Here is a 20,762-nt window from a genome sequence, read left to right as displayed (position 1 = left end):
CCATGGCCGCCCTGTTCACCGTCGACCACGTCACCCAGGCCTTCCCCCTGCCGGGCGGAGGGGAGTACGTGGCCCTCCGGGACATCTTCCTGGATATCGCCGAGGGCGAGTTCATCTCCCTGATCGGCCACTCCGGCTGCGGCAAGTCCACCCTGCTGAACCTGCTGGCCGGCCTCACCACCGCCACCCAGGGCGGCATCCTGATGAGCGGCCGGCAGGTCACCGATCCAGGGCCCGATCGGATGGTGGTGTTCCAGAACTACTCACTGCTGCCCTGGCTCACGGTGCGCCAGAACATCGCCCTGGGCGTGGACAACGTGATCGCCACCAGCGACCGCCGGGAGCGGGACGCCCTCATCGAGCACCACATCCAGCTGGTGGGCCTGAAGGCCGCCGCCGACAAATACCCCCGGGAGATCTCCGGCGGGATGAAGCAGCGGGTCGCCATCGCCCGTGCCCTGGCCCTGCGCCCGAAACTCCTCCTCCTCGATGAACCCTTCGGGGCCCTCGACGCGCTCACCCGGGGCAACCTGCAGGAGCAGCTGATGCGGATCTGCCAGGAGGCGAAGGTCACCGCCCTGATGGTCACCCACGACGTCGACGAGGCCCTGCTGCTCTCCGACCGGGTGGTGCTGATGACCAACGGCCCCGAGGCCCACATCGATCAGATCCTCGAAGTGCCCCTGCCCCGGCCCCGCACCCAGCTGGGCACGGTGGAGCACCCGCGCTACTACGGGCTGCGGGCCGAGATCGTCGGCTTCCTCTCCGACCAGCGCCGGGCCCGGCAGCAGCGGCTCAAGCCCGCCGAGGCCATCGCCGCCGATGGACTCGAGAAAGTGAACCTGGAGCTGGGCTTCATTCCCCTCACCGACTGCCTGCCCCTGGTGGTGGCCCAGGAGAAGGGGTTCTTCGCCCGGCACGGCCTGACCCAGGTGCGGCTGCGGCGGGAGAGCAACTGGAAGACCCTCGAGACCCACGTGCGCCAGGGCGTTCTGGACGGTGCCCTGATGGTGGCGGGGATGCCGATCGCCATGACCCTCGGCTGCGGTGGCCAGCCGCCCCTGGCGATGGTCAGTGCCCTCACCCTCAGCTGCAACGGCAATGCCATCACCCTGCACCGCCGCTTCCACGACGCCGGGGTGAACACCCTGGCCGACTTCAAGGCCTGGATCGGCGCCCACCCCGAGTCCAGGCCGGTGCTGGCCGTGGTGCACCCGGCCTCGATGCACAACCTGATGCTGCGGGCCTGGCTGGCCTCGGCGGGGATCCACCCCGACCGTGACGTGGAACTGCTGGTGATCCCGCCGCCCCAGATGGTGGCCGCCCTCAAGGCGGGCACCATCGATGGCTACTGCGTCGGCGAACCCTGGAACTCCCGCGCCGTGCAGGAGGGCCTCGGCACGGTGATCGCCACCGATGTGGAGCTGTGGGACGGCCACGGTGAGAAGGTGCTGGGGGTGAAGGAGGCCTGGGCGGCCGCCTACCCCCGCACCCACCGGGCCCTGGTGCAGGCGCTGCTGGAGGCCTGCCGGTACTGCGAGGACCCGGCCCACCGCGGCGAACTGGTGGAGCTGCTCTCCCAGGGCCAGTACGTGGGCACGGATGGGGCGATGCTCCGGCCTGGTCTCATCGACCCCTACGACCGGGGCACCGGCGCACCCGCCGCCATGCCGTCCTTCAACCGCTTCTACGGCCCCGAGGTCAACGAGCCCAACCCGGCGGAGGCGGTCTGGATTCTCTGCCAGCTCGGCCGCTGGGGCCTGGCCAGCTTCCCCAGCAACTGGCAGGAGGTGGCCGGGCGTGTGCAGGATCGGGCCCTGTTCCGGAGCGCGGCCGCCGCCCTGGGGCTGCCGGCCGCGGAGCGCCCCCCGTCAGCGGTGGCGGTGGTGGCGGCGTTCGATGGTGATCCTCTCGACCCGCTCAATCCCCTCGCCTACCTCGAACGCCTGCGCGTCAAGGGTCCGGTGACGGTGGCCCCGGCGCCCCTGCCGCCAGCGCCGGCGCGGGTCCCGGACGCCCCGCTGCCCGCCCCGGCCCACCGCTGACGCCCCTTCCCCTCCTGTCCCTCCCCACGTTCCGATCGCATGCAGACCCAGACGTTGCCCCAGCCCAGCACCGCCGGCGTCACTGAACCGTTCCTGGTGATCGATGGGGTCAGCAAGGTGTATCCCACCCCCAACGGGCCCTACACCGTGCTCGACAACATCAGCCTGGAGGTGGCCGAAGGGGAGTTCGTCTGCGTGATCGGCCACTCCGGCTGCGGCAAATCCACCCTGCTCGACCTGGTCTCCGGCTTCGGCCAGCCCACCAGCGGCGAGGTGCGCCTGCAGTCGGTGCCGATCCGGGAACCGGGGCCGGACCGGATGGTGGTGTTCCAGAACTACTCACTGCTGCCCTGGATGTCGGCCGCCGAGAACGTGGCCCTGGCGGTGAACAACGTCTTCCCCCATCTGCGGCGCAGCGGCGACACCGACCGGATCGTGGAGAGCCATCTGGCGATGGTGGGGCTGAGCGAGGCCGCCGACAAGCGTCCCGCCAGCCTGTCGGGGGGGATGAAGCAGCGGGTCTCGATCGCCCGGGCCCTGGCCCTGCAGCCCAAGGTGCTGATCCTCGATGAACCCTTCGGAGCCCTCGATCCGATCACCAAGGAGGAGCTGCAGGAGGAGTTGCTGCGGATCTGGCGGGAGCACAGGGTGACGGTCCTGATGATCACCCACTCGATCGATGAGGCCCTGTTCATGGCCGACCGCGTGGTGATGATGACCAACGGCCCGGCGGCGACCATCGGCGAGATCCTCGAGCTGCCCTTCCCCCGACCCCGCCAGCGGGCCCAGCTGATGGAGATGCCGGAGTACTACGACTACCGCAACCACGCCCTGGACTTCCTCTACCGCCGGTTCGCCCACGACGACCAGTGATCCGCCGCTGAGCCGCCCCCCCGCTGGGGCTCAGTCCCCCGGGGCCTGCTCGCAGGCACGCACGGTCACCGCGGCGGCCTTGAGCTCCGGCTGCTGGGAGATCGGGCAGCCGAGGGCATGCATCAGCCGGTTGACCTCACAGGCCTGCTCCTGGGCCGCCCCCCAGTGCATGGGCAGGAACACCGTGCCCTGGCGGATGCGGTCGGTGACGCACACCCGGGCCGTCACGGCACCCCTTCGGGAGCGCACCTCCGCCCGGCCGCCATCGACCAGTCCGTGGGCTCGCGCGTCGGCGGGATGGATCTCCAGCAAAGCCTCGGCGTGGGGCCGCAGCAACCGCTCGACCTGGCCCGTGCGGGTCATGGTGTGCCACTGCTCCAGGTAGCGGCCCACGGTGAGCACCAGGGGGTAGGCCCCATCGGTGGGTTCGCCCAGGCCCATCGGCTGCTCGCAGATCAGCCGGGCCCGGCCGGAGGGGGTGGGGAAACGGCCGGAGGTGTGCAGGCGCGGGGCACCGCCTCCGGGCGCCGTGCCGGCGGGGAAGGGCCATTGCTGGGGACCGTGCTCCCGCAGCAGCCCATGGCTGAGGCCGCTCAGATCGCACACCCGGCCGGCGGTGATGGCCGCGAACTCGGCGAAAACCTCGGCCGAGGAGCCGTAGCGGAACTGCTGCTCGAAGCCCAGGCGACGGCCCAGTTCGGCGAAGATCGCCCAGTCGGGACGGGCCTCCCCCGGCGGCTCACGGAAGGCCTGGCACAGGGTGACGCGGCGCTCGGAATTGGTCATCACCCCGGCCTTCTCGCTCCACTGCGCCGCCGGCAGCACCAGGTGGGCGATGGCGGCGGTTTCGGTGCCGGCGTAGGCCTCGCTGAGCACCACCAGCGGGCAGCGGGCCACGGCGGCCCGCACCCGATCGAGCCAGGGCAGGCTCACCAGCGGATTGGTGGCCGCCACCCACCAGAGCCCCAGGTCCCCCCGCTCCATCGCCTCGATCTGCTCCCACACGGTGAGGCCCGAGGCCGGCGCGATGCTCCCCGGCGCCAGGCCCCAGTGCCGCTCGATCTCGCGGCGGTGGCCGGCGTCGGTGACGGAGCGGTAGCCCGGCAGCAGCTGGGCCAGGCCGCCGGCCTCCCGGCCCCCCATGGCATTGGGCTGGCCGGTGAGGGAGAAGGGCCCCGCCCCGGGCCGGCCGATCTGGCCGCTCACCAGGTGCAGGTTGATGATCCCCGCCACGGTGGCGGTGCCCTCCACGCTCTGGTTCACCCCCATCGACCAGAGGCTCATCACGCCGCTGCTGGCGGCCCAGCGGTCGGCCAGCTGGTGCAGCAGCTGCTCCTCGATGCCGCAGAACCGGCTCACCGCCGCGGGCGTCCAGCCCGCCCAGAGCTCCGCGAGCGCCTCGAAACCCTCGGTGGACGCCGCCACATAGGCCCGGTCCACCGCCCCCCGCTCCAGCAGCAGGTGGCCGAGGCCATGCAGCAGGGCCAGGTCGGTGCCGGGGCGGATCGCCAGGTGCAGGTCGGCGGCATCGCTGGTGGCGGTGGCGCGCGGATCCACCACCACGATCTGCAGGTCCTGCTGCTGCTTGCGCCTGCGCTTCAGCAGCCGCTGGAACAGCACCGGATGGCACGCGGCCGTGTTGGTGCCGATCAGCAGCACGAGGCCGGCCTGATCGAGATCGTCGTAGCAGCAGGGGGGACCATCGCTGCCGAAGCTGCGCACGTAGCCGGACACGGCCGAACTCATGCACAGGCGCGAGTTGGCATCGAAGTTGTTGCTGCCCAGCGCCCCCTTGATCAGCTTGTTGGCGACGTAGTAGTCCTCGGTGAGGAACTGCCCGGAGCCGTACATGGCGATCCCTCCGGGGCCCTTCTCGGCCAGGGTGCGGCGCACCTGGGCCCCGATCAGGTCGAAGGCCCGGTCCCAGCCGATCGGCACGAAGGGCTGGTCGGTGCGCGGCCGGTAGAGCGGCGTGGTGAGGCGGTTGCGGTGCAGGGTCTCCCCCACGGTGGCCCCCTTGACGCAGACCTGCCCCAGGGAGGAGGGGTGGTGGCGGTCGCCGCGGGTCGTCCAGATCGCCGCGCCGGCATCGCTGGCCGCGGGGGGCTTCATCTCCAGGCCGCAGCCCACACCGCAGTAGGGACACTGGGCCCGGGCCGGGCCGTCGGAGGGGGCAGAAGGCGTGGCGGGGAGGCTCAAGATGGCGGGGGGACGACAGCGAAGGGAGGCCTCCCGGCGGACGTTCGGGCCTCCGCTGCGGCCACCCCCATCACCACCCTGGCCGGGAGACCGAGCTTAAGTGAGCGTCACGACGTCATCCCCCGAGAGCCCTTCCGTGACAACGATTCAGAACGGCCCGGCCGCCACCCCCACCGGCCCCGTTGAGGTGGTCCTGATCCGCCATGGCGAAACGGCATGGAGCCTCTCGGGCCAGCACACCGGCAGCACCGACATCCCCCTCACCGCGCGGGGGGAGGCGGCGGCCCGCGGCCTGGCGCCGCTGCTGGCGGCCAGCCCGTTCTCCCTGGTGCTGTGCAGCCCCCTGCAGCGGGCCCGGCGCACCTGCGAACTGGCGGGCCTGGCCGCCCAGGCCTGCCTCGAGCCCGATCTGGTCGAGTGGGACTACGGCGCCTACGAAGGTCTGACGTCCGCGGAGATCGAGCGGGATCGGCCCGGCTGGATGGTGTTCCGCGACGGCTGTCCGGACGGGGAGAGCCCGGAACAGGTGGGGGATCGGGTCGACCGGGTCATCGGCCGGCTGCGGCAGGAGGGCGGCCGGGTGGCCCTGGTCGCCCACGGCCATCTGCTGCGGGTGTTCGTGGCCCGCTGGATCGGTCTGACGCCCAGCCACGGCGCCCATTTCCTGCTCGACACGGCCACCCTGTCGGTGCTCTCCGATTACCGCGGCCTGCCGGCCGTGAAGTGCTGGAACGCCCCCCTGGCCCCGACCCCCTGAAGGCGGTCCATGTCGGATTCCTGACCCCCCCAAAGGAGAGCGGTTGATTTACCTGCTTTTTTACGAAGGCAGGCGAAAGTTGAGGTCGCAGCCCCCCGCATCTGACGGCCATGACCATCTCGACGATGGCGCCCTTCGAGGCCCAGGCCATGACGCCGGACCTGGAGCAGGAGCTGTCCCTGATCGATGCCTGGTGGCGCGCCGCCAACTATCTGGCCGTCGGGATGATCTATCTGCGGGACAACCCGTTACTGGCCCAGCCGCTGCGCCATGAGCACGTCAAGGCGCGACTGCTGGGCCACTGGGGCTCCTCCCCCGGCCAGGCCTTCCTCTGGGCCCATGCCAACCGGGTGATCCGCCGCCACGACCTCGACATGATCTACCTGTCGGGGCCCGGCCATGGCGCCCCCGGCGTGCTGGGGCCCACCTACCTCGACGGCAGCTACAGCGAGGTGTATCCGGACAAGAGCCAGGACACCGAAGGCATGCGCCGCTTCTTCAAGCAGTTCTCCTTCCCCGGCCACATCGGCAGCCACTGCACCCCGGAGACCCCCGGGTCGATCCACGAAGGCGGCGAACTCGGCTATGTGCTGTCCCACGCCTGCGGGGCGGTGTTCGACAACCCCGACCTGATCGCCCTGGCCTGTGTGGGGGATGGCGAAGCGGAGACCGGCCCCCTGGCCACCTCCTGGCACATCAACAAGTTCCTCAATCCGATCGGCGACGGGGCGGTGCTGCCGGTGCTGCACCTGAACGGCTACAAGATCGCCAACCCCACCCTGCTGGCCCGCATTCCGCGCGAGGAGCTGGCCAGCCTGATGCGCGGCTACGGCTGGGAGCCGATCTTCGTCGAGGGCCACGAACCGATGGCCATGCACCAGGCCATGGCGGCCGCCATGGACCGGGCGATCGGGCGCATCCTCGAGATCCGCGCCGAGGCCCGCAGCAGCGGCGAGGCGATGCGCCCGGCCTGGCCGATGATCGTGCTGCGCTCGCCCAAGGGCTGGACCGGGCCGGCCTCCCTGCACGGCAAGAAGCTGGAGGGCTTCTGGCGGGCTCACCAGGTGCCCCTGGCCTGCCCGAACACCGATCCCGAGGAGCTGCAGCTGCTCGAGCAGTGGCTGAAGAGCTACCGGCCCTGGGAGCTGTTCGACGAACACGGCACCCTGCGGCCGGAGCTGCAGGCGCTGTCACCCCAGGGGCACCGGCGCATGGGCTCCAACCCCCACGCCAACGGCGGCCTGCTGCGCCGCAAGCTGCAGTTCCCCCCCCTGGAGGACTACGCCGTGGAGGTGGCGGCCCCCGGCACCACCCAGGTGGAGAACACCCATCCCCTCGGTGAGCTGCTGCGCGACATCATCGGCTCCAATCCCGATTCGATGCGGGTGTTCGGCCCTGACGAAACGGCCTCCAACCGGCTGCAGGCCATCTACGAAGTGAGCAAGAAGGTGTGGATGGAGGAGTTCCTGCCGGAGGACCTCAACGGCAGTGAACTGGCCCGCAGTGGGCGGGTGGTGGAGATGCTCAGCGAGCACACCCTGGTGGGGATGATGGAGGGGTATCTGCTCACCGGGCGCTACGGCTTCTTCCACACCTACGAGGCCTTCGCCCACGTCATCGCCTCGATGTTCAACCAGCACGCCAAGTGGCTGGAATCGTGCCTCCTGCATGCCCCCTGGCGTGCCCCGATCGGCCCCTGGAACTGCCTGATCTCCTCCACGGTGTGGCGCCAGGACCACAACGGCTTCACGCACCAGGATCCCGGCTTCATCGACCTGGCCGGCAACAAGAGCGGTGACGTGGTGCGGGTGTACCTGCCGGCCGACGCCAACTGCCTGCTGGCGGTGGCGGAGGAGGCCCTCCAGGAGACGAACGTCTGCAACATCATCGTCTCCGACAAGCAGAAGCACCTGCAGTACTTCACCCTGGAACAGGCCCGGCGCCATGTGGCCAAGGGGGTGAGCATCGTCGGCTGGGCCAGCAACGACGACTGCGGCGCCGAGCTGGATGAACCGGACGTGGTGATGGCCTGCGCCGGCGACATCCCCACCAAGGAGACGCTGGCGGCGGTGGAGATCCTGCGCAGAGAGATCCCGAAGCTGCGCATCCGGGTGATCAACGTGGTCAAGCTGTTCGCCCTCACCGAGCCGAACGAGCATCCCCATGGTCTGAGCGACCGGGACTTCGACACCCTGTTCACCACCGACCGTCCGGTGATCTTCAACTTCCACGGCTACCCCTGGCTGATCCACCGGCTCACCTACCGGCGCACCAACCACGCCAACATCCACGTGCGCGGGTACAAGGAGAAGGGCAACATCAACACGCCCCTCGAGCTGGCGATGAACAACCAGATCGATCGTTTCAATCTGGTCATCGACGTCGTCAACCGGGTGCCCTTCCTGCGCTCCCGTGCCGCCCACGTCAAGGAGCGGATGCAGGACGCGATCCTCTCCCACCGGGCCTACGCCCACACCCACGGCACCGATGCCCCGGAGGTGACCGACTGGCGCTGGGCGCCGCCGGCGGCCGCGCGGGGATGACGGAGCCGGCGACGGCGGCGGTGGCTGACGCGGCGACCGGCGAGGTGCTGGTGCTCAACGCCGGCAGCTCCTGCCTCAAGGTCTCCGTCCACAGCCGCTCCGGGGACTGCCTCTGGCGGGACCAGCGCAGCTGGAGCGTCGGCGCCGCGGAGGGGACAGCCCCCGCGGAGCGCCTGGAGGCCGTGCTGGAGGCCTGGCTGCCCGGCGCCCTGGCCGGCCGGGTCGCCGGGCTCACCGTCGCCGGCCACCGGGTCGTCCACGGCGGTGAGCGGTTCACGGCCCCGGTCAAGCTCGACGGCGCGGTGCTCGCGGTCCTGGCGGAGCTGGTGCCGCTGGCGCCCCTGCACAACGGTCCGGCCCTGCGGGTGATGCGCTGGCTGAGCCGCTGGCAACCCGGGCTCACCCAGTGGGCCTGCTTCGACACGGCCTTCCACGGCACCCTGCCGGCGGCCGCCCGCACCTACGCGATTCCGGCCCGCTGGCGCGCCGAGGGCCTGCGGCGCTTCGGCTTCCACGGCCTCAACCACCAGCATGTGGCCGAAACCGTGGCCCGCCGGGGTGAAGACCTGCGGCTGATCAGCTGCCACCTCGGGGCCGGCTGTTCCCTCTGCGCCATCCGGGGGGGCCGCAGCATCGCCACCACCATGGGCTACACGCCCTTGGAGGGCCTGGTGATGGCCACCCGCAGCGGCTCCATCGACCCCGGCCTGCTGCTGCACCAGCTGCGCCGGGGCGTCACGGCCGAGGAACTCGACCACGCGCTGCAGCAGGAGAGCGGGCTGCTGGGCCTGTCGGGGCTCAGCGCCAGCATGAAGGACCTGCGCCAGGCCGCCGCCGCAGGCCACGCCGGTGCCGGGCTGGCGATCGCGGTGTTCCGCCACCAGCTGCTGCAGGGCATCGGGGCCATGGCCGCCAGCCTCGGCGGGGTCGACGTGATCGCCCTCACCGGCGGCATCGGTGAGCACGACGATGAGCTCAGGCAGGAGCTGGCGGTGGCTCTGGCCTGGCTGGGGCCGTTCGAGCTGCTGCGGATCCCGGCCGATGAGGAGGGGGTGATCGCCCGGCACTGCGGCGCGGCCGGGGTGTGAGCGCTCAGGGGCGCCGCCAGGCTTCGCGGTGCATCCAGCTGATCCAGTCGGCGGAGATCTGCTTGGGGCAGGCGGCCTCGCATTCCAGGTGGCTGCTGCAGCTGCCGAAGCCCTCGCTGACCATCCGGTCCTGCATGGCCCGGGCGCGGTCCCTGCGCTCCGGCTGGCCCTGGGGCAGCTGGCCCAGGTGCGCCAGCTTGGCCGCCACGAACAGGCTGGCGGAGGCGTTGCGGCAGCTGGCGACGCAGGCGCCGCAGCCGATGCAGGTGGCGGCGTCGAAGGCCAGGGCCGCCTGCTCCCGGCCGATCAGCAGGGCGTTGGCCTCCGGCGCACTGCCGGTGTTGATCGAGCAGTAGCCGCCGCTGGCGATGATCCGGTCGAAGGCGGAACGGTCCACCGCCAGGTCCTGCAGCACGGGGAAGGCCCGGGCGCGGAACGGCTCCAGCGTCAGCACGGCGCCGTCGCGGAACTGGCGCAGGTAGAGCTGGCAGACGCTCGTCGCCCGCTGGGGCCCCTGGGCCTGGCCGTTGACGAGAAAGCCGCAGGACCCGCAGATGCCCTCACGGCAGTCGTGCTCGAAGCCCACCGGCCGGCCACCGGCGGCGATCAGCCGTTCGTTGAGCAGGTCGAGGGCTTCCAGCAGGGAGAGGTCGGTGGACACCGCCTCGAGCCCGTGGACCTCGAAGCCGCCGGGCTGGTCGGGACCGGCCTGGCGCCAGATCCTAAGGGTGAGGGAAACGGTCGGCATGGGAACGGCGGTGGCATGGGGCTGCCGTCGGCGAGTCCCCGATGGCACCGGGGTCGACCCCGATTCTGCTGCTCGGGCGGCGGGGATGTTGTCGTTCCGCTTCATCCGTGCGGCCAGGGCCCCGGTGGCGGGGCGAAAGATGCAAGACTCAGTCAATTTTCAGAAATAGGGGTCCGGCCCCCACTCCGAATCGGGTCCCAGCTGTCCCCTGAGCGTCCCGTGTGAACGACCCGAGAACGACCGCCCCGTGAACGACAACCGAAAACTTGTCGTGGAACTTCGCCGCTCGATGGGCCGTCTCGAGGCGGCCCTCGGCACGATCAGCGATGCCCTGGTGATCACCAGTTGCGAGGGGCGGGTGCTGTGGTGCAACGCCAGCTACGCCCGGCTGGTGGACCGCACCCCCCCGGCGGTCCTGGGCGAATCGATCTACGACCAGCTGCCCCGCGACTGCGACAGCGCCCCCCTGCTCAACCCGGAACTGGTGCTTGCCGGCGGCGACCTCGGTGGGCACTTCACCCGGGTGCTGGACCGCAGCAAGCTGCGGGCCATCGAGATCGAGTGGAAGCCGATCCGCAGCGAGCGGCTGCGGCCGCTGATCTTCTGCTTCCGGGACGTCAGCGCCATGCTCTCCTACGAGCAGCTGCGGGTCGAGGTGGAGCGAATCGAGCGGCGCCGCCAGCAGACCGAGAACCTCAACCGGGCCCTGGAACTGGAACGGCTCGCCCTGGCCACCAAGGTGATGGAGTGTCCGGTCACGGGCCTTCCCAACCGCCGCGGGCTCCACGTCAGCATCGGCGCCGCCCTCAAGACCCAGCGCCAGAGTGGCGGCAGGATCAGCATCCTGTTCTGCGATCTCAACAATTTCAAGGAGATCAACGACCTGCACGGCCATCAGATCGGCGATGACCTGCTGATCGAGATCGGCCGCCGGCTGCAGCGCTCGCTGCGTTTCGGCGACATTCTGTCGCGCCTCGGTGGTGACGAATTCGTTGTCCTCACCATGGGCATCTTCAATGAGGCCGATGCCCTGCAGCTGGCGATGCGCCTCAACGACGCCGTCGGCCAGGCGTGGTCGGTGGAAGGCCACACCATCCGCCCATCGATGAGCATCGGCATCACCATCTCGGACGATCCGGACATCTCCATCGATGAATTGATCCGGCGGGCGGATCTCGCCATGTACGAAGCCAAGAGCAACGACCAGCACATCGCTTTCTACCATTCTTCCATCGACAAGAAGGTCAGGAAGAACATCCATCTGCGCCATCAGCTGGAGGAGGCGATCCAGCACGAGGCCATGTTTCTCGCCTACCAGCCGATCGTCGGGCTGGAGGATCGGACGGTGGTGGGAATGGAGGCCCTGCTGCGCCTTGGCGCGATCACGGCGCCGATCGCCACCCCCTCGGAATTCATCCCCCTTGCCGAGCGCACGGCCCTGATCCTGCCCATCGGCCGCTGGGTGATCAACGAAGCCCTCCGGCACCTCGCCGAGCTACGCGCCAGGGGCTCGGAGATCACGATGGCGATCAATGTGAGTCCCCTGCAGCTGAAGGAAAGCGGCCTCAGCGATTACTTCCTCACCCAGGCGGAGCGGGTCGGGGTGGATCCCAGCTGGACCGTGATCGAGGTGACCGAAAGCATCCTGATCGAACACCCCGAACTGGCCACCTGCGAGCTGAGCCGCCTGCGGGAGGCCGGCGTCAAGGTGCATCTCGATGACTTCGGCACCGGGTACTCGAGCATGTCGTGGCTGGCACGGCTGCCGATCGACTCGATCAAGGTCGATCGCAGTTTCATCGCCGACTTTCTCAACGACCACCGCAAGGCCGTGGTGCTCGATGCCATGATCCGCCTGTCCCACGACCTGGGCCTGGGCCTGATCGCCGAAGGCATCGAGACCGCCGAGCAGCACGAGGGACTGCTCGCCATGGGCTGCGACCAGGGCCAGGGGTTCTTCTTCGGCCGGCCCGAGCCGCTCAGCCGTAGTTTCGCGGTCCCGGCACAACGGATCGGTAGGTGAGGGGCTCGCAGTGGCGCACGGGGGTGGCGCCGGGCCGGTGCTCCCAGGCCGCGATGTGGGCGAAGCGCGCGTCGTCCCGCAGGGCTTCCCCGTCCGGGGTCTGATGCTCCTCGCGGAAGTGGGCACCGCAGGATTCCTCCCGCGTCAGCGCGTCCCGCAGCATCAGATCCGCCAGCCCGAAGAAGTCCTCCAGCCGCAGCGCCTTCTCCAGTTCGCCGTCGAGGACACCGTCCCGGTCCGGGAGGCGCAGATCCCCGAGGAAGTCCTGGCGCAGGGCCTCCAGCACGGCGAGCGCCGCCGTGAGCCGATCGGCGCGGCGGCTGATGCCGCAGGCGTCGATCATCAGGTGGCCCAGCCGGCGGTGGAAGACATCCACCGGCTGGCTTCCCCCCGTGTTTCGCAGGGCGCCGATGCGTGCCTCCACGGCCGCCACCGCCTCGCGGCAGGCCGGGTGGTCGTCCGCCAGGACACCGGCACCGGCGCCGGCCAGCCAGCCCGTGACCGTCGCCGGGGCGATGAAGTACCCGTCGGCCAGGGCCTGCATCAGGGCACTGGCCCCGAGCCGGTTGGCGCCGTGCTCGGAGAAATTGGCCTCCCCGAGCACGAACAGGCCGCCCACGGTGCTCATCAGGTGGTAATCGACCCACAGACCGCCCATCGTGTAGTGGGGGGCGGGATAGATCCGCATCGGCGTGACCCTGGGGTCCTCCCCGGTGATCCGCTCGTACATCTCCAGCAGGTTCCCGTAGCGGGCGTCGATCGCCGCGGTGCCGTCCCGGGCCATGGCCCCGGCCAGATCGAGGTACACCGACCGGCCGCCGGGCCCGACGCCCCGGCCCTCCAGGCAGAGCTCGCGGGCGCGGCGTGAGGCCAGATCCCGCGGCACCAGGTTGCCGTAGCTGGGGTACTGGCGCTCGAGGAAGTAGTCCCGCTCCGCCTCCGGAATCGCCGCCGGCGGCCGGTCGTCGCCGGGACGCAGCGGCAGCCAGATCCGGCCGTCGTTGCGCAGGCTCTCGCTCATCAGGGTGAGCTTGCTCTGGTGGACGTCGCCGCTGGGGATGCAGGTGGGGTGGATCTGGGTGAAGCAGGGGTTGGCGAACCAGGCTCCGCGCCGGTGGGCCTGCCAGATCGCCGTGGCGTTCGACTTCAGGGCATTGGTGGAGAGGTAGTAGACGTTCGAATAGCCACCGGTGGCCAGCAGCACCGCATCGGCGCTGATCACCTCCAGCGCACCGGTGCGCTGGTGGCGGCAGACCACCCCCCTGGCCCTGCCGTCATGGACGACCAGGTCGAGCATGTCGCGGCGGCAGAGCAGCTGCACCCTTCCGGCGGCCACCTGGCGCAGCATCGCCTGGTAGGCGCCGTAGAGCAGCTGCTGGCCCGTCTGGCCGCGGGCGTAGAAGGTGCGGCTCACCAGGGCGCCGCCGAAGCTGCGGTTGGCGAGGGTGCCGCCGTACTCCCGGGCGAAGGGCACCCCCTGGGCCACGCACTGGTCGATGATCGCGCCGCTGATCTCCGCCAGCCGGTGGCAGCCGGCCTCCCGGGCACGGAAATCACCGCCCTTCACCGTGTCGCGGAACAGGCGCTCGACGCTGTCGCCGTCGTTGGCGTAGTTGCGGGCGGCGTTGATGCCCCCCTGGGCCGCCACCGAGTGGGCCCGGCGGGGGCTGTCGTGGTAGGTGAGCACCTGCACCCGGTAGCCCTGCTCGGCCAGGCTGGCGGCCGCCGAAGCCCCCGCCAGACCGCTGCCCACCACCAGGATCCGCAGCCGTTGCTTGCGGTTGGGGCTGATCAGCGGCAGGCTCTCGCGGCACCGCTGCCAGGCGGTGGCGACGGGGCCGTCGGGCAGGCGCGGATCCAGCCGCATCGGCGTGCTCATCCGCCGGCCAGCAGCGGGGCCGCGGGCCGCAGCACCAGGGCGATGGGGACCAGGGTGAACCCCGCCCCCAGCAGCAGGGCCAGGCCCCTGCCCCCCAGCCGCAGGGCGGCCGCATTGGCGGGCTCCAGCAGCCCCAGCCGGCGCACGGCGCTCTCGGTGCCGTGGATCAGGTGCAGACCCGCCGCGACTCCGGCGGCCGCGTACAGGGCCAGGCTCCAGGGTGCTCCCAGCACCTCCATCAGGGCGGCCAGCTCAGCCCCGGCCGCAGGCCGCGGCCAGCGCAGCTGGGCCAGGTGCAGGAGGAGAAACAGCAGCAGCAGCGAACCGCTCCAGGGGATGGCCCGGCCCGCCAGGGCCGCCACGGGTTCCCACGGGCCCTGGCGGCGGCTGCGCAGGGGGCCGGCCACCGGCCCGCGGGCCCGGCGATTGAGGTGGGCCCGGTGCAGCGAGAGCAGGGGGTGGCCCAGACCGGCCGCCAGCAGCGCCACCTCCAGCCAGGGGAGCCAGCCCTGCCGGTGCAGGGAGGCGGCATAGGTTTCGAACGACGGCGGATCCACCACGGCCAGGAGCACGCCACCGAGATGGACGGCCAGGAAGAGGACAAGCACCAGGCCGGTGACGGCGATCCAGAATCCGGTGATCATTCAGCTGGCGGTCAGCGCCCCTGGAGGCAAGGTGGCAGAAGGCAGCGGCGGGATCGGCCGGGACGGGGGACCCGGCCGCCACTCACCGGGTGGGGCGCCCCCATGAAGCGGTCCGACCAGTCGCCCCTCGTCAGCGTCATCGTACCCAACTTCAACCACCGGGCCTTCCTCGGCGAGCGGCTGCGATCGATCCTCGACCAGACGTTTCAGGACTTCGAGCTGATCGTTCTCGATGACGCCTCCAGCGACGATTCCCTCGCGGTGATCCGGGAGCGGCTGCGGGCCCATCCCCACCGGCTGGTCTGCAATGCGGTCAACTCAGGCCAGCCCTGCGCGCAGTGGCTGAACGGCATGGCCATGGCCACGGGCCGCTACATCTGGATCGCCGAATCGGATGACACCTGCTCGCCGCTGTTCCTGGAACGGATGGTGCGCCACCTCGAGGACGGCAGCGTGCTGGCCTACTGCCGCACCACCACGATTGATGCCGCAGGCGATCCGATCGCCGACCAGAGCTTCTGGCCGGATCACTTCGACCCCGAGCGCTGGCAGCACTCCTTCACCCTCGAAGGGTCGCAGCTGTGTCGCACCTACATGGACCGGGGCAACGTCATCGCCAATGCCAGCGGCGTGGTGTTCCGCAGGCCCGATCCCGCGACCCTCCAGGCCCTGGGGCCGCTGACCGCCGGCCGGCGCTGCACCGGCGACTGGCTGTTCTGGAGCCACTACCTGATGCGGATGGGTGGCACCGTGGCCTTCGACGCCGACGCCCTCTCCGGCTTCCGCTGCCACGACCAGACCACCCGCAGCACCGTCAGCCGCCGCCGGGAACGGCTCCGCTTCGCGGAATACTCCTCCGCCATCGCCTCGGTGCTGCGGATCACCCGGCCGAAGCCGGCCTGGCGCTGGCATGCCGTCGCCACCAGCGGCGGCTGGGACTGGATTCTCTACGAATACCTCTGGCGCTACCGGCCATCGCTGGCCGAGAAGCTGCTGATCCGCATCCTGCACGGCCCCCTGCGCCTGGGGCTGTACGCGCGGCTGCTGCAATCCCCGCAGCTGCGCCGCCGCTACCTGGGCTGGCCCAGCGGCTGAAACGCCCGGGCCAGGGCCGACCCGGTGGCCGCGACTATCGTTGGCCCGGCAGTTCAGGGTGGTCATTGCGCGTCGCCTTTGCCCACTACAGCCAGGCGGATGACATCAGCGGCGTCACCACCTGGGTGCTGGGACTGGCCCGACGACTGGCGGCCGATGGCGTCAGCGTCGCCATCCATTTCGTGGTCGCACCCGGCGCGGGGGGCCGCGAAGGACCCGCTGCGGGGGAGGACGAACCGCCGCTGTTCGCGTCCCTCCGGCGTGAGGGGATCGCGGTGTTCGCCACCCCTAGGCGGGCCAGCCTGGCGGCGGACGCCCGGGACACCCTGGCCTTCCTCAACCACTGGCGGCCCACGGTGTTCCTGCCCCAGTGCAAGCCGGCCCACTACGCCGCGGCGGCCCAGGCCGGCCGGCGGGGGCTGCCCTGGGCCCTCACCCTGCATTCGGACGATCCCGACTACTGGGCGACCGTCGGGGCCTTCGGGGGCGCCCGCCAGGGAAGTGTCCTCGTCTGCGTCTCGCGCCACATCCACGAGGCGTGCACCGCCCGGGGCATCGATCGGCCGGCGCAGGTGATTCCCTACGGCGTCCAAGTGCCGGAGGCGGCGACGGAGTTCCGCGCCGATCCGTTCCGGGTGGTGTTCAGCGGCCGGATCTGGGAGCACCAGAAACGGGCCTCCCTGGTGATCCAGGCCCTGATCCGAGCCTGCCGTTCCCACGGCGCCCTCCGCGCCACCCTGATCGGCGACGGCTATGCCCGCCCGGACTGCGAACGGCAGGTGGCCGAGGCCGGCCTCGCCGGTGCGATCGACTTCAGCGGATCGCTCCCCCCCGGGGAGGTGAAGGCCCGGCTCCTGGACGCCCAGGCCATCCTGCTGATGTCCGACTTCGAGGGGCTGCCGATCGCCCTGCTGGAGGCGATGGCGGCCGGGGTGGTGCCCGTGGTGCGCCGCATCCCCAGCGGCATCCCCGAGCTGGTCGAGGACGGACGCACCGGCCTGCTGGTGTCGGAGGATCCCGACGAGGCCGCCGCCGCCCTGCTGCGGCTGGCCGACGATCCCGCCCTCTGGCGGCGCTGCTCGACGGCGGCCAGGGAGCTCGTCAGCAGCCGCTACGACGCCGACGCCAGCTACCGGCAGTGGCGCCGGCTGCTGGAGGACCTCGATCAGCAGGGCGGGGCCGCCCCGTCGAGCCCCTACCCGGTCCCCTGCCGCCGGATCGAGGGCCTGCGGGGGATCCCGTCCTCCTTCCATCGGGAGTACCGGGCCCCCCGATCCCGCTCCGCCGCCCTGCGGCAGGCTCTGCGCACGGCCGTGGCCAGGGCCAAGCATCGGATCCGGGGGGTCCTGGGCCGCCGACGGGGCGGGTGACCCCGCCATGGGAGGGTGCCAGGGATCCCCGGCTCCCGGCCGTGCGACTGTCGCGCCCCTCCACCCTCCTCTGCGCCTTCCTGACGCTGCTGAACGACCGGCTGGGGGAGAGCATCGTCTTCCCGTTGCTGCCGTTCCTGCTGGCGGACTTCACCACCGACGGCCGCACCCTCGGCCTGCTGGCGGGCAGCTACGCCATCGCCCAGTTCACCTTCACCCCCCTGATCGGGGCCCTCAGCGACCGCTACGGCCGCAAGCCGGTGATCACGGCCTGCGTCGCCGGCTCGGTGCTGGGCCTGGGCCTGTTCGCCCTCACCGTGATCCTGCCCTGGGGCCGGGTCTGGCCGGCGGCGGCCGCCGCCGGCCTGCCCCTGGCCCTGCTGTTCGCCGCCCGCCTGATCGACGGGGTGAGCGGCGGCACCGCCGCCACCGCCGCGGCGGTGCTGGCCGACATCTCGACGCCGGAACGGCGGGCCCGGGCCTTCGGCCTGATCGGCGTGGCCTTCGGGCTGGGGTTCATCCTCGGGCCGGCCCTGGGCGGACTGCTGGGTCGCATCAACGTCAGCCTGCCGCTGCTGCTCGCCGTGGGGTTCGCCGCGCTGAACCTGGTGGTGGTGGTGACCCTGCTGCCGGAAACCCATCCGCCCCAGGCGCGGCTGCCCCTGCCCAGGGTCTGGGAGCTGCAGCCCTTCGGCCAGCTGCAGCGGGTGTTCGCCGATCCGCGGGTGCGCCGCCTCTGCGCCGCCTTCTTCCTGTTCTTCCTGGGCTTCAGCGGCTTCACCGCCCTGCTGGTGCTGTACTTCAAGCAGGCCTTCGGCTGGGGCCCGGGCCTCTCGGCCGGCGCCTTCCTGGTGGTCGGGGTGGTGGCCACGGTGGTGCAGGGGGGCCTGATCGGTCCGCTGGTGCAGCGGCTGGGGGAGTGGCGCCTCACCCAGATCGGCCTGGGCTGCGTCATGGCCGGCTTCCTGCTGGTGCCCCTGGCGGATCGGGGCAACGCCGTGCCCCTGGTGTTCACGGCGGTGGCGATCCTGGCCCTGGGCACCGGCCTGGTGACCCCCAGCCTGCGCAGCCTGGTGTCACGGCGCCTCGCCGACAGCGGCCAGGGCGCCGCCCTGGGCAGCCTGCAGGGCCTGCAGAGCCTGGCCAGCTTCCTCGGCCCGCCCCTGGCGGGCCTGGCCTACGAGACCATCGGCCGCCGCAGTCCGTTCTGGCTGGGGATCGTCCTGATGGCCGTGGTGGTGTGGCTTGTGGCGGCGGGCACCCACCGTCAAGCAGAGGCGACACCCTGAGGGCGGGAGCGCCATTGCTACGTTGCCGTTTCTCATGCCCGCGGAGCCCCGCCGTATGTCGTCGCAGCCGGTCGTCGCTCCCGATCTCTACATCAACCGCGAGCTGAGTTGGATCGACTTCAACCACCGGGTGCTGGCCCTGGCGCTGGATGAGCACACACCGCTGCTGGAGCAGGCCAAGTTCAGCGCCATCTTCAGCAACAACCTCGACGAGTTCTTCATGGTGCGGGTGGCATCCCTGAAGTCCCAGCTGGAAGCGGGGGTCACCAGCCGCAGCGACGACGGCCTGACGCCCCAGGAACAGCTGGAGGCGATCCAGAAGAAGCTGCGGCCGTTGCTGGAGATGCAGCAGCAGCATTACCGTCACTCCCTCAAGACCCATCTGGCCGAGTACGGGGTCCAGCTGCTCGACTACCTGCGGCTCAACGAGGCCCAGAAGACCTGGGCCGATGACTACTTCCGCAGGGCGATCTTTCCGGTGCTCACCCCCCTGGCGGTGGACCCGGCCCACCCCTTCCCGTTCCTGAGCAACCTGAGCCTCAACGTGGCGGCCCTGATCCGCGACCCGGACACGGGCCGGCAGCAGTTCGCCCGGGTGAAGGTGCCCCAGAAGATCCTGCCGCGCTTCGTGCCGATCCCCACCGAGCTGAGCGGCGTCGTGCCCACCCCTGGCTACACGGCGGTTCCGCTCGAGCAGCTGGTGGCCTTCAACCTGCGCTGGCTGTTCCCGGGCATGACCATCGAGGGGCACTACTTCTTCCGGATCACCCGGGACGCCGACCTGGAGCTGCGGGATCTGGAGGCGGACGACCTGATGGAGGCCCTGCAGGAGGGTCTGCGCAAGCGCCGGGTGGGCGGCGAGGTGGTGCGGGTGGAGGTGGCCGACGAGATGCCCGAGGAGGTGGTGCACCTGCTGATGGAGGGCACCGACGTGGAACCGGAGGACGTGTACCGCACCAACGGTCCCCTCGGCCTCGACGACCTGATGAGCCTGATGGCGATCCCCCTCAGCCAGCTGCGGGACGCCCCCCACAAGGGACGCACGGCGCCGGCCCTGGTGCGGGCCCAGCGCAGCCAGCTGGAGGACGGCTCGATCAAGCAGGAGGAGTTCGAGAGCATCTTCTCGGTGCTGCGGCGCGGCGATGTGCTGCTGCACCATCCCTTCGACCTGTTCTCCACCTCCGTGGAGGAATTCCTCAGCCAGGCCGCCGCCGATGCCTCGGTGCTGGCCATCAAGATGACCCTCTACCGCACGTCGAAGGATTCGCCGGTGGTGGCCTCCCTGATCCGCGCCGCCGAGAACGGCAAGCAGGTGATGGCGCTGGTGGAGCTCAAGGCCCGTTTCGACGAGGACAACAACATTCAGTGGGCCCGCCAGCTGGAGCGCTCCGGGGTGCATGTGGTGTACGGGGTGCTGGGACTCAAGACCCACACGAAGGTGCTGCTGGTGGTACGGCGGGAGAAGGGGGCGCTGCGGAGCTACGTGCACATCGGCACCGGCAACTACAACTCCAAGACCTCCTCGCTCTACACCGACATCGGATTGCTGACGGCCCGGGAGGACTTCGGCCAGGACCTGGTGGAACTGTTCAACTACCTGACCGGATTCTCCAAGCAGCAGAGCTTCCGCAAGTTGCTGGTGGCGCCCGTCACCCTGCGCAAGGGAATGGAGGGGTTGATCCGGCGGGAGATCGAACACGCCAAGGCAGGTCGCAGCGGCCACATCAAGGCCAAGATGAATGCCCTGGTCGATCCGGCGATCATCGCCCTGCTCTACGAAGCCTCGGCCGCCGGGGTGCGGATCGAACTGATCATCCGCGGCATGTGCTGCCTCCGGCCGGGGGTGGAGGGGGTCAGCGAGGGCATCACGGTGGTGAGTGTCATCGGTCGCTTCCTGGAGCATTCGCGGCTGTTCTGGTTCGCCAACGGCGGCCAGCCGGAGATGTTCTTCGGCAGCGCCGACTGGATGCCCCGCAACCTGGATCGACGGGTGGAGGCGGTGGCGCCGATCGAGGACCCGCGTCTCCAGCAGCAGATCGAGGCCTTGCTTGAGCTTTACCTGACCGATACGGGCGCCTGGCACATGCACAGTGATGGACACTTTGCACAGCGTCAGCACTCCGGCGAGCCGAAACTGACCCAGAAGCTGCTGATGGAACGCTGGCGGGGCGGCCTTGTTTCGGAGGCCAAAGCGTAGCCATCACGACAT

At 70.6% G+C, this 20,762-nt stretch carries 14 protein-coding genes; 10 read left to right on the top strand and 4 right to left on the bottom strand.

What is annotated here, in order from left to right:
• Positions 1-2: 2 nt before the first annotated feature.
• Both L107_RS08840 and L107_RS08835 read left to right on the top strand, forming a co-directional pair.
• Positions 3-2,045 (top strand): nitrate ABC transporter ATP-binding protein, encoded by a 2,043-nt coding sequence (locus L107_RS08840; protein WP_159817973.1) that lies wholly within the window; start codon positions 3-5, stop codon positions 2,043-2,045.
• Positions 2,046-2,084: 39 nt separating this feature from the next.
• Positions 2,085-2,918, top strand: a complete 834-nt coding sequence (locus L107_RS08835; RefSeq protein ID WP_159817971.1) for an ABC transporter ATP-binding protein — start codon at positions 2,085-2,087, stop codon at positions 2,916-2,918.
• A gap of 30 nt (positions 2,919-2,948) precedes the next feature.
• Here the strand turns inward: L107_RS08835 and L107_RS08830 are convergent, their stop codons facing one another.
• On the bottom strand, positions 2,949-5,030 hold the full coding sequence (locus tag L107_RS08830) for a nitrate reductase (RefSeq protein ID WP_236550608.1): 2,082 nt from the start codon (positions 5,028-5,030) through the stop codon (positions 2,949-2,951).
• Positions 5,031-5,253: 223 nt separating this feature from the next.
• On the opposite strand from L107_RS08830, the gene L107_RS08825 reads away from it, so the two are divergent.
• From L107_RS08825 to L107_RS08815, 3 genes are all read left to right on the top strand, one after another.
• Positions 5,254-5,874 carry a histidine phosphatase family protein gene (locus L107_RS08825; protein ID WP_159817967.1) on the top strand — a complete coding sequence of 207 codons (621 nt, stop codon included), beginning with the start codon at positions 5,254-5,256 and terminating at the stop codon, positions 5,872-5,874.
• A 110-nt stretch (positions 5,875-5,984) separates the two neighbouring features.
• Entirely contained in the window at positions 5,985-8,417 is a 2,433-nt protein-coding gene (locus L107_RS08820; protein WP_201295843.1) for a phosphoketolase, read from the top strand.
• Positions 8,414-9,505 carry an acetate/propionate family kinase gene (locus tag L107_RS08815; RefSeq protein ID WP_159817965.1) on the top strand — a complete coding sequence of 364 codons (1,092 nt, stop codon included), beginning with the start codon at positions 8,414-8,416 and terminating at the stop codon, positions 9,503-9,505. The genes L107_RS08820 and L107_RS08815 overlap by 4 nt, the downstream gene beginning before the upstream one ends.
• 4 nt (positions 9,506-9,509) lie before the next feature.
• Here L107_RS08815 and L107_RS08810 read toward each other — a convergent pair whose 3' ends face one another.
• The gene (locus L107_RS08810) at positions 9,510-10,253 is read right to left on the bottom strand and encodes a succinate dehydrogenase/fumarate reductase iron-sulfur subunit (RefSeq protein ID WP_159817963.1); all 744 of its coding nucleotides are present in this window, start codon (positions 10,251-10,253) and stop codon (positions 9,510-9,512) included.
• Positions 10,254-10,500: 247 nt separating this feature from the next.
• Between L107_RS08810 and L107_RS08805 the strand changes: the two genes are divergently transcribed.
• Entirely contained in the window at positions 10,501-12,276 is a 1,776-nt protein-coding gene (locus L107_RS08805; protein ID WP_159817961.1) for a bifunctional diguanylate cyclase/phosphodiesterase, read from the top strand.
• On the opposite strand, the gene L107_RS08800 is transcribed toward L107_RS08805, so the two are convergent.
• Complete coding sequence (locus L107_RS08800; RefSeq protein ID WP_236550596.1) at positions 12,233-14,155, bottom strand: fumarate reductase/succinate dehydrogenase flavoprotein subunit; 1,923 nt, start codon at positions 14,153-14,155, stop codon at positions 12,233-12,235. The two genes, L107_RS08805 and L107_RS08800, sit on opposite strands and share 44 nt — an antisense overlap.
• Entirely contained in the window at positions 14,152-14,799 is a 648-nt protein-coding gene (locus tag L107_RS08795) for a succinate dehydrogenase (protein WP_159817959.1), read from the bottom strand. Before L107_RS08795 ends, L107_RS08800 begins: the two co-directional genes overlap by 4 nt.
• 102 nt (positions 14,800-14,901) lie before the next feature.
• On the opposite strand from L107_RS08795, the gene L107_RS08790 reads away from it, so the two are divergent.
• The 4 genes from L107_RS08790 (at position 14,902) to ppk1 (ending at position 20,750) form a co-directional block, all read left to right on the top strand.
• Positions 14,902-15,894, top strand: coding sequence for a glycosyltransferase family 2 protein (locus tag L107_RS08790; protein WP_159817957.1), 993 nt, complete (start codon positions 14,902-14,904; stop codon positions 15,892-15,894).
• Between the two features lie 65 nt (positions 15,895-15,959).
• Entirely contained in the window at positions 15,960-17,264 is a 1,305-nt protein-coding gene (locus tag L107_RS08785) for a glycosyltransferase family 4 protein (protein WP_159817955.1), read from the top strand.
• Between the two features lie 41 nt (positions 17,265-17,305).
• Positions 17,306-18,553 carry an MFS transporter gene (locus L107_RS08780; RefSeq protein ID WP_159817953.1) on the top strand — a complete coding sequence of 416 codons (1,248 nt, stop codon included), beginning with the start codon at positions 17,306-17,308 and terminating at the stop codon, positions 18,551-18,553.
• A 55-nt stretch (positions 18,554-18,608) separates the two neighbouring features.
• Positions 18,609-20,750, top strand: coding sequence for a polyphosphate kinase 1 (ppk1, locus tag L107_RS08775; RefSeq protein WP_236550595.1), 2,142 nt, complete (start codon positions 18,609-18,611; stop codon positions 20,748-20,750).
• The last annotated feature ends 12 nt before the right edge of the window (positions 20,751-20,762 follow it).

Origin of the sequence: Cyanobium sp. Copco_Reservoir_LC18 (assembly GCF_009834675.1) — a bacterium.
GTDB classification, from domain to species: Bacteria; Cyanobacteriota; Cyanobacteriia; order PCC-6307; family Cyanobiaceae; genus Cyanobium; species Cyanobium minutissimum.
This window is presented reverse-complemented; position numbering and strand designations above follow the sequence as displayed.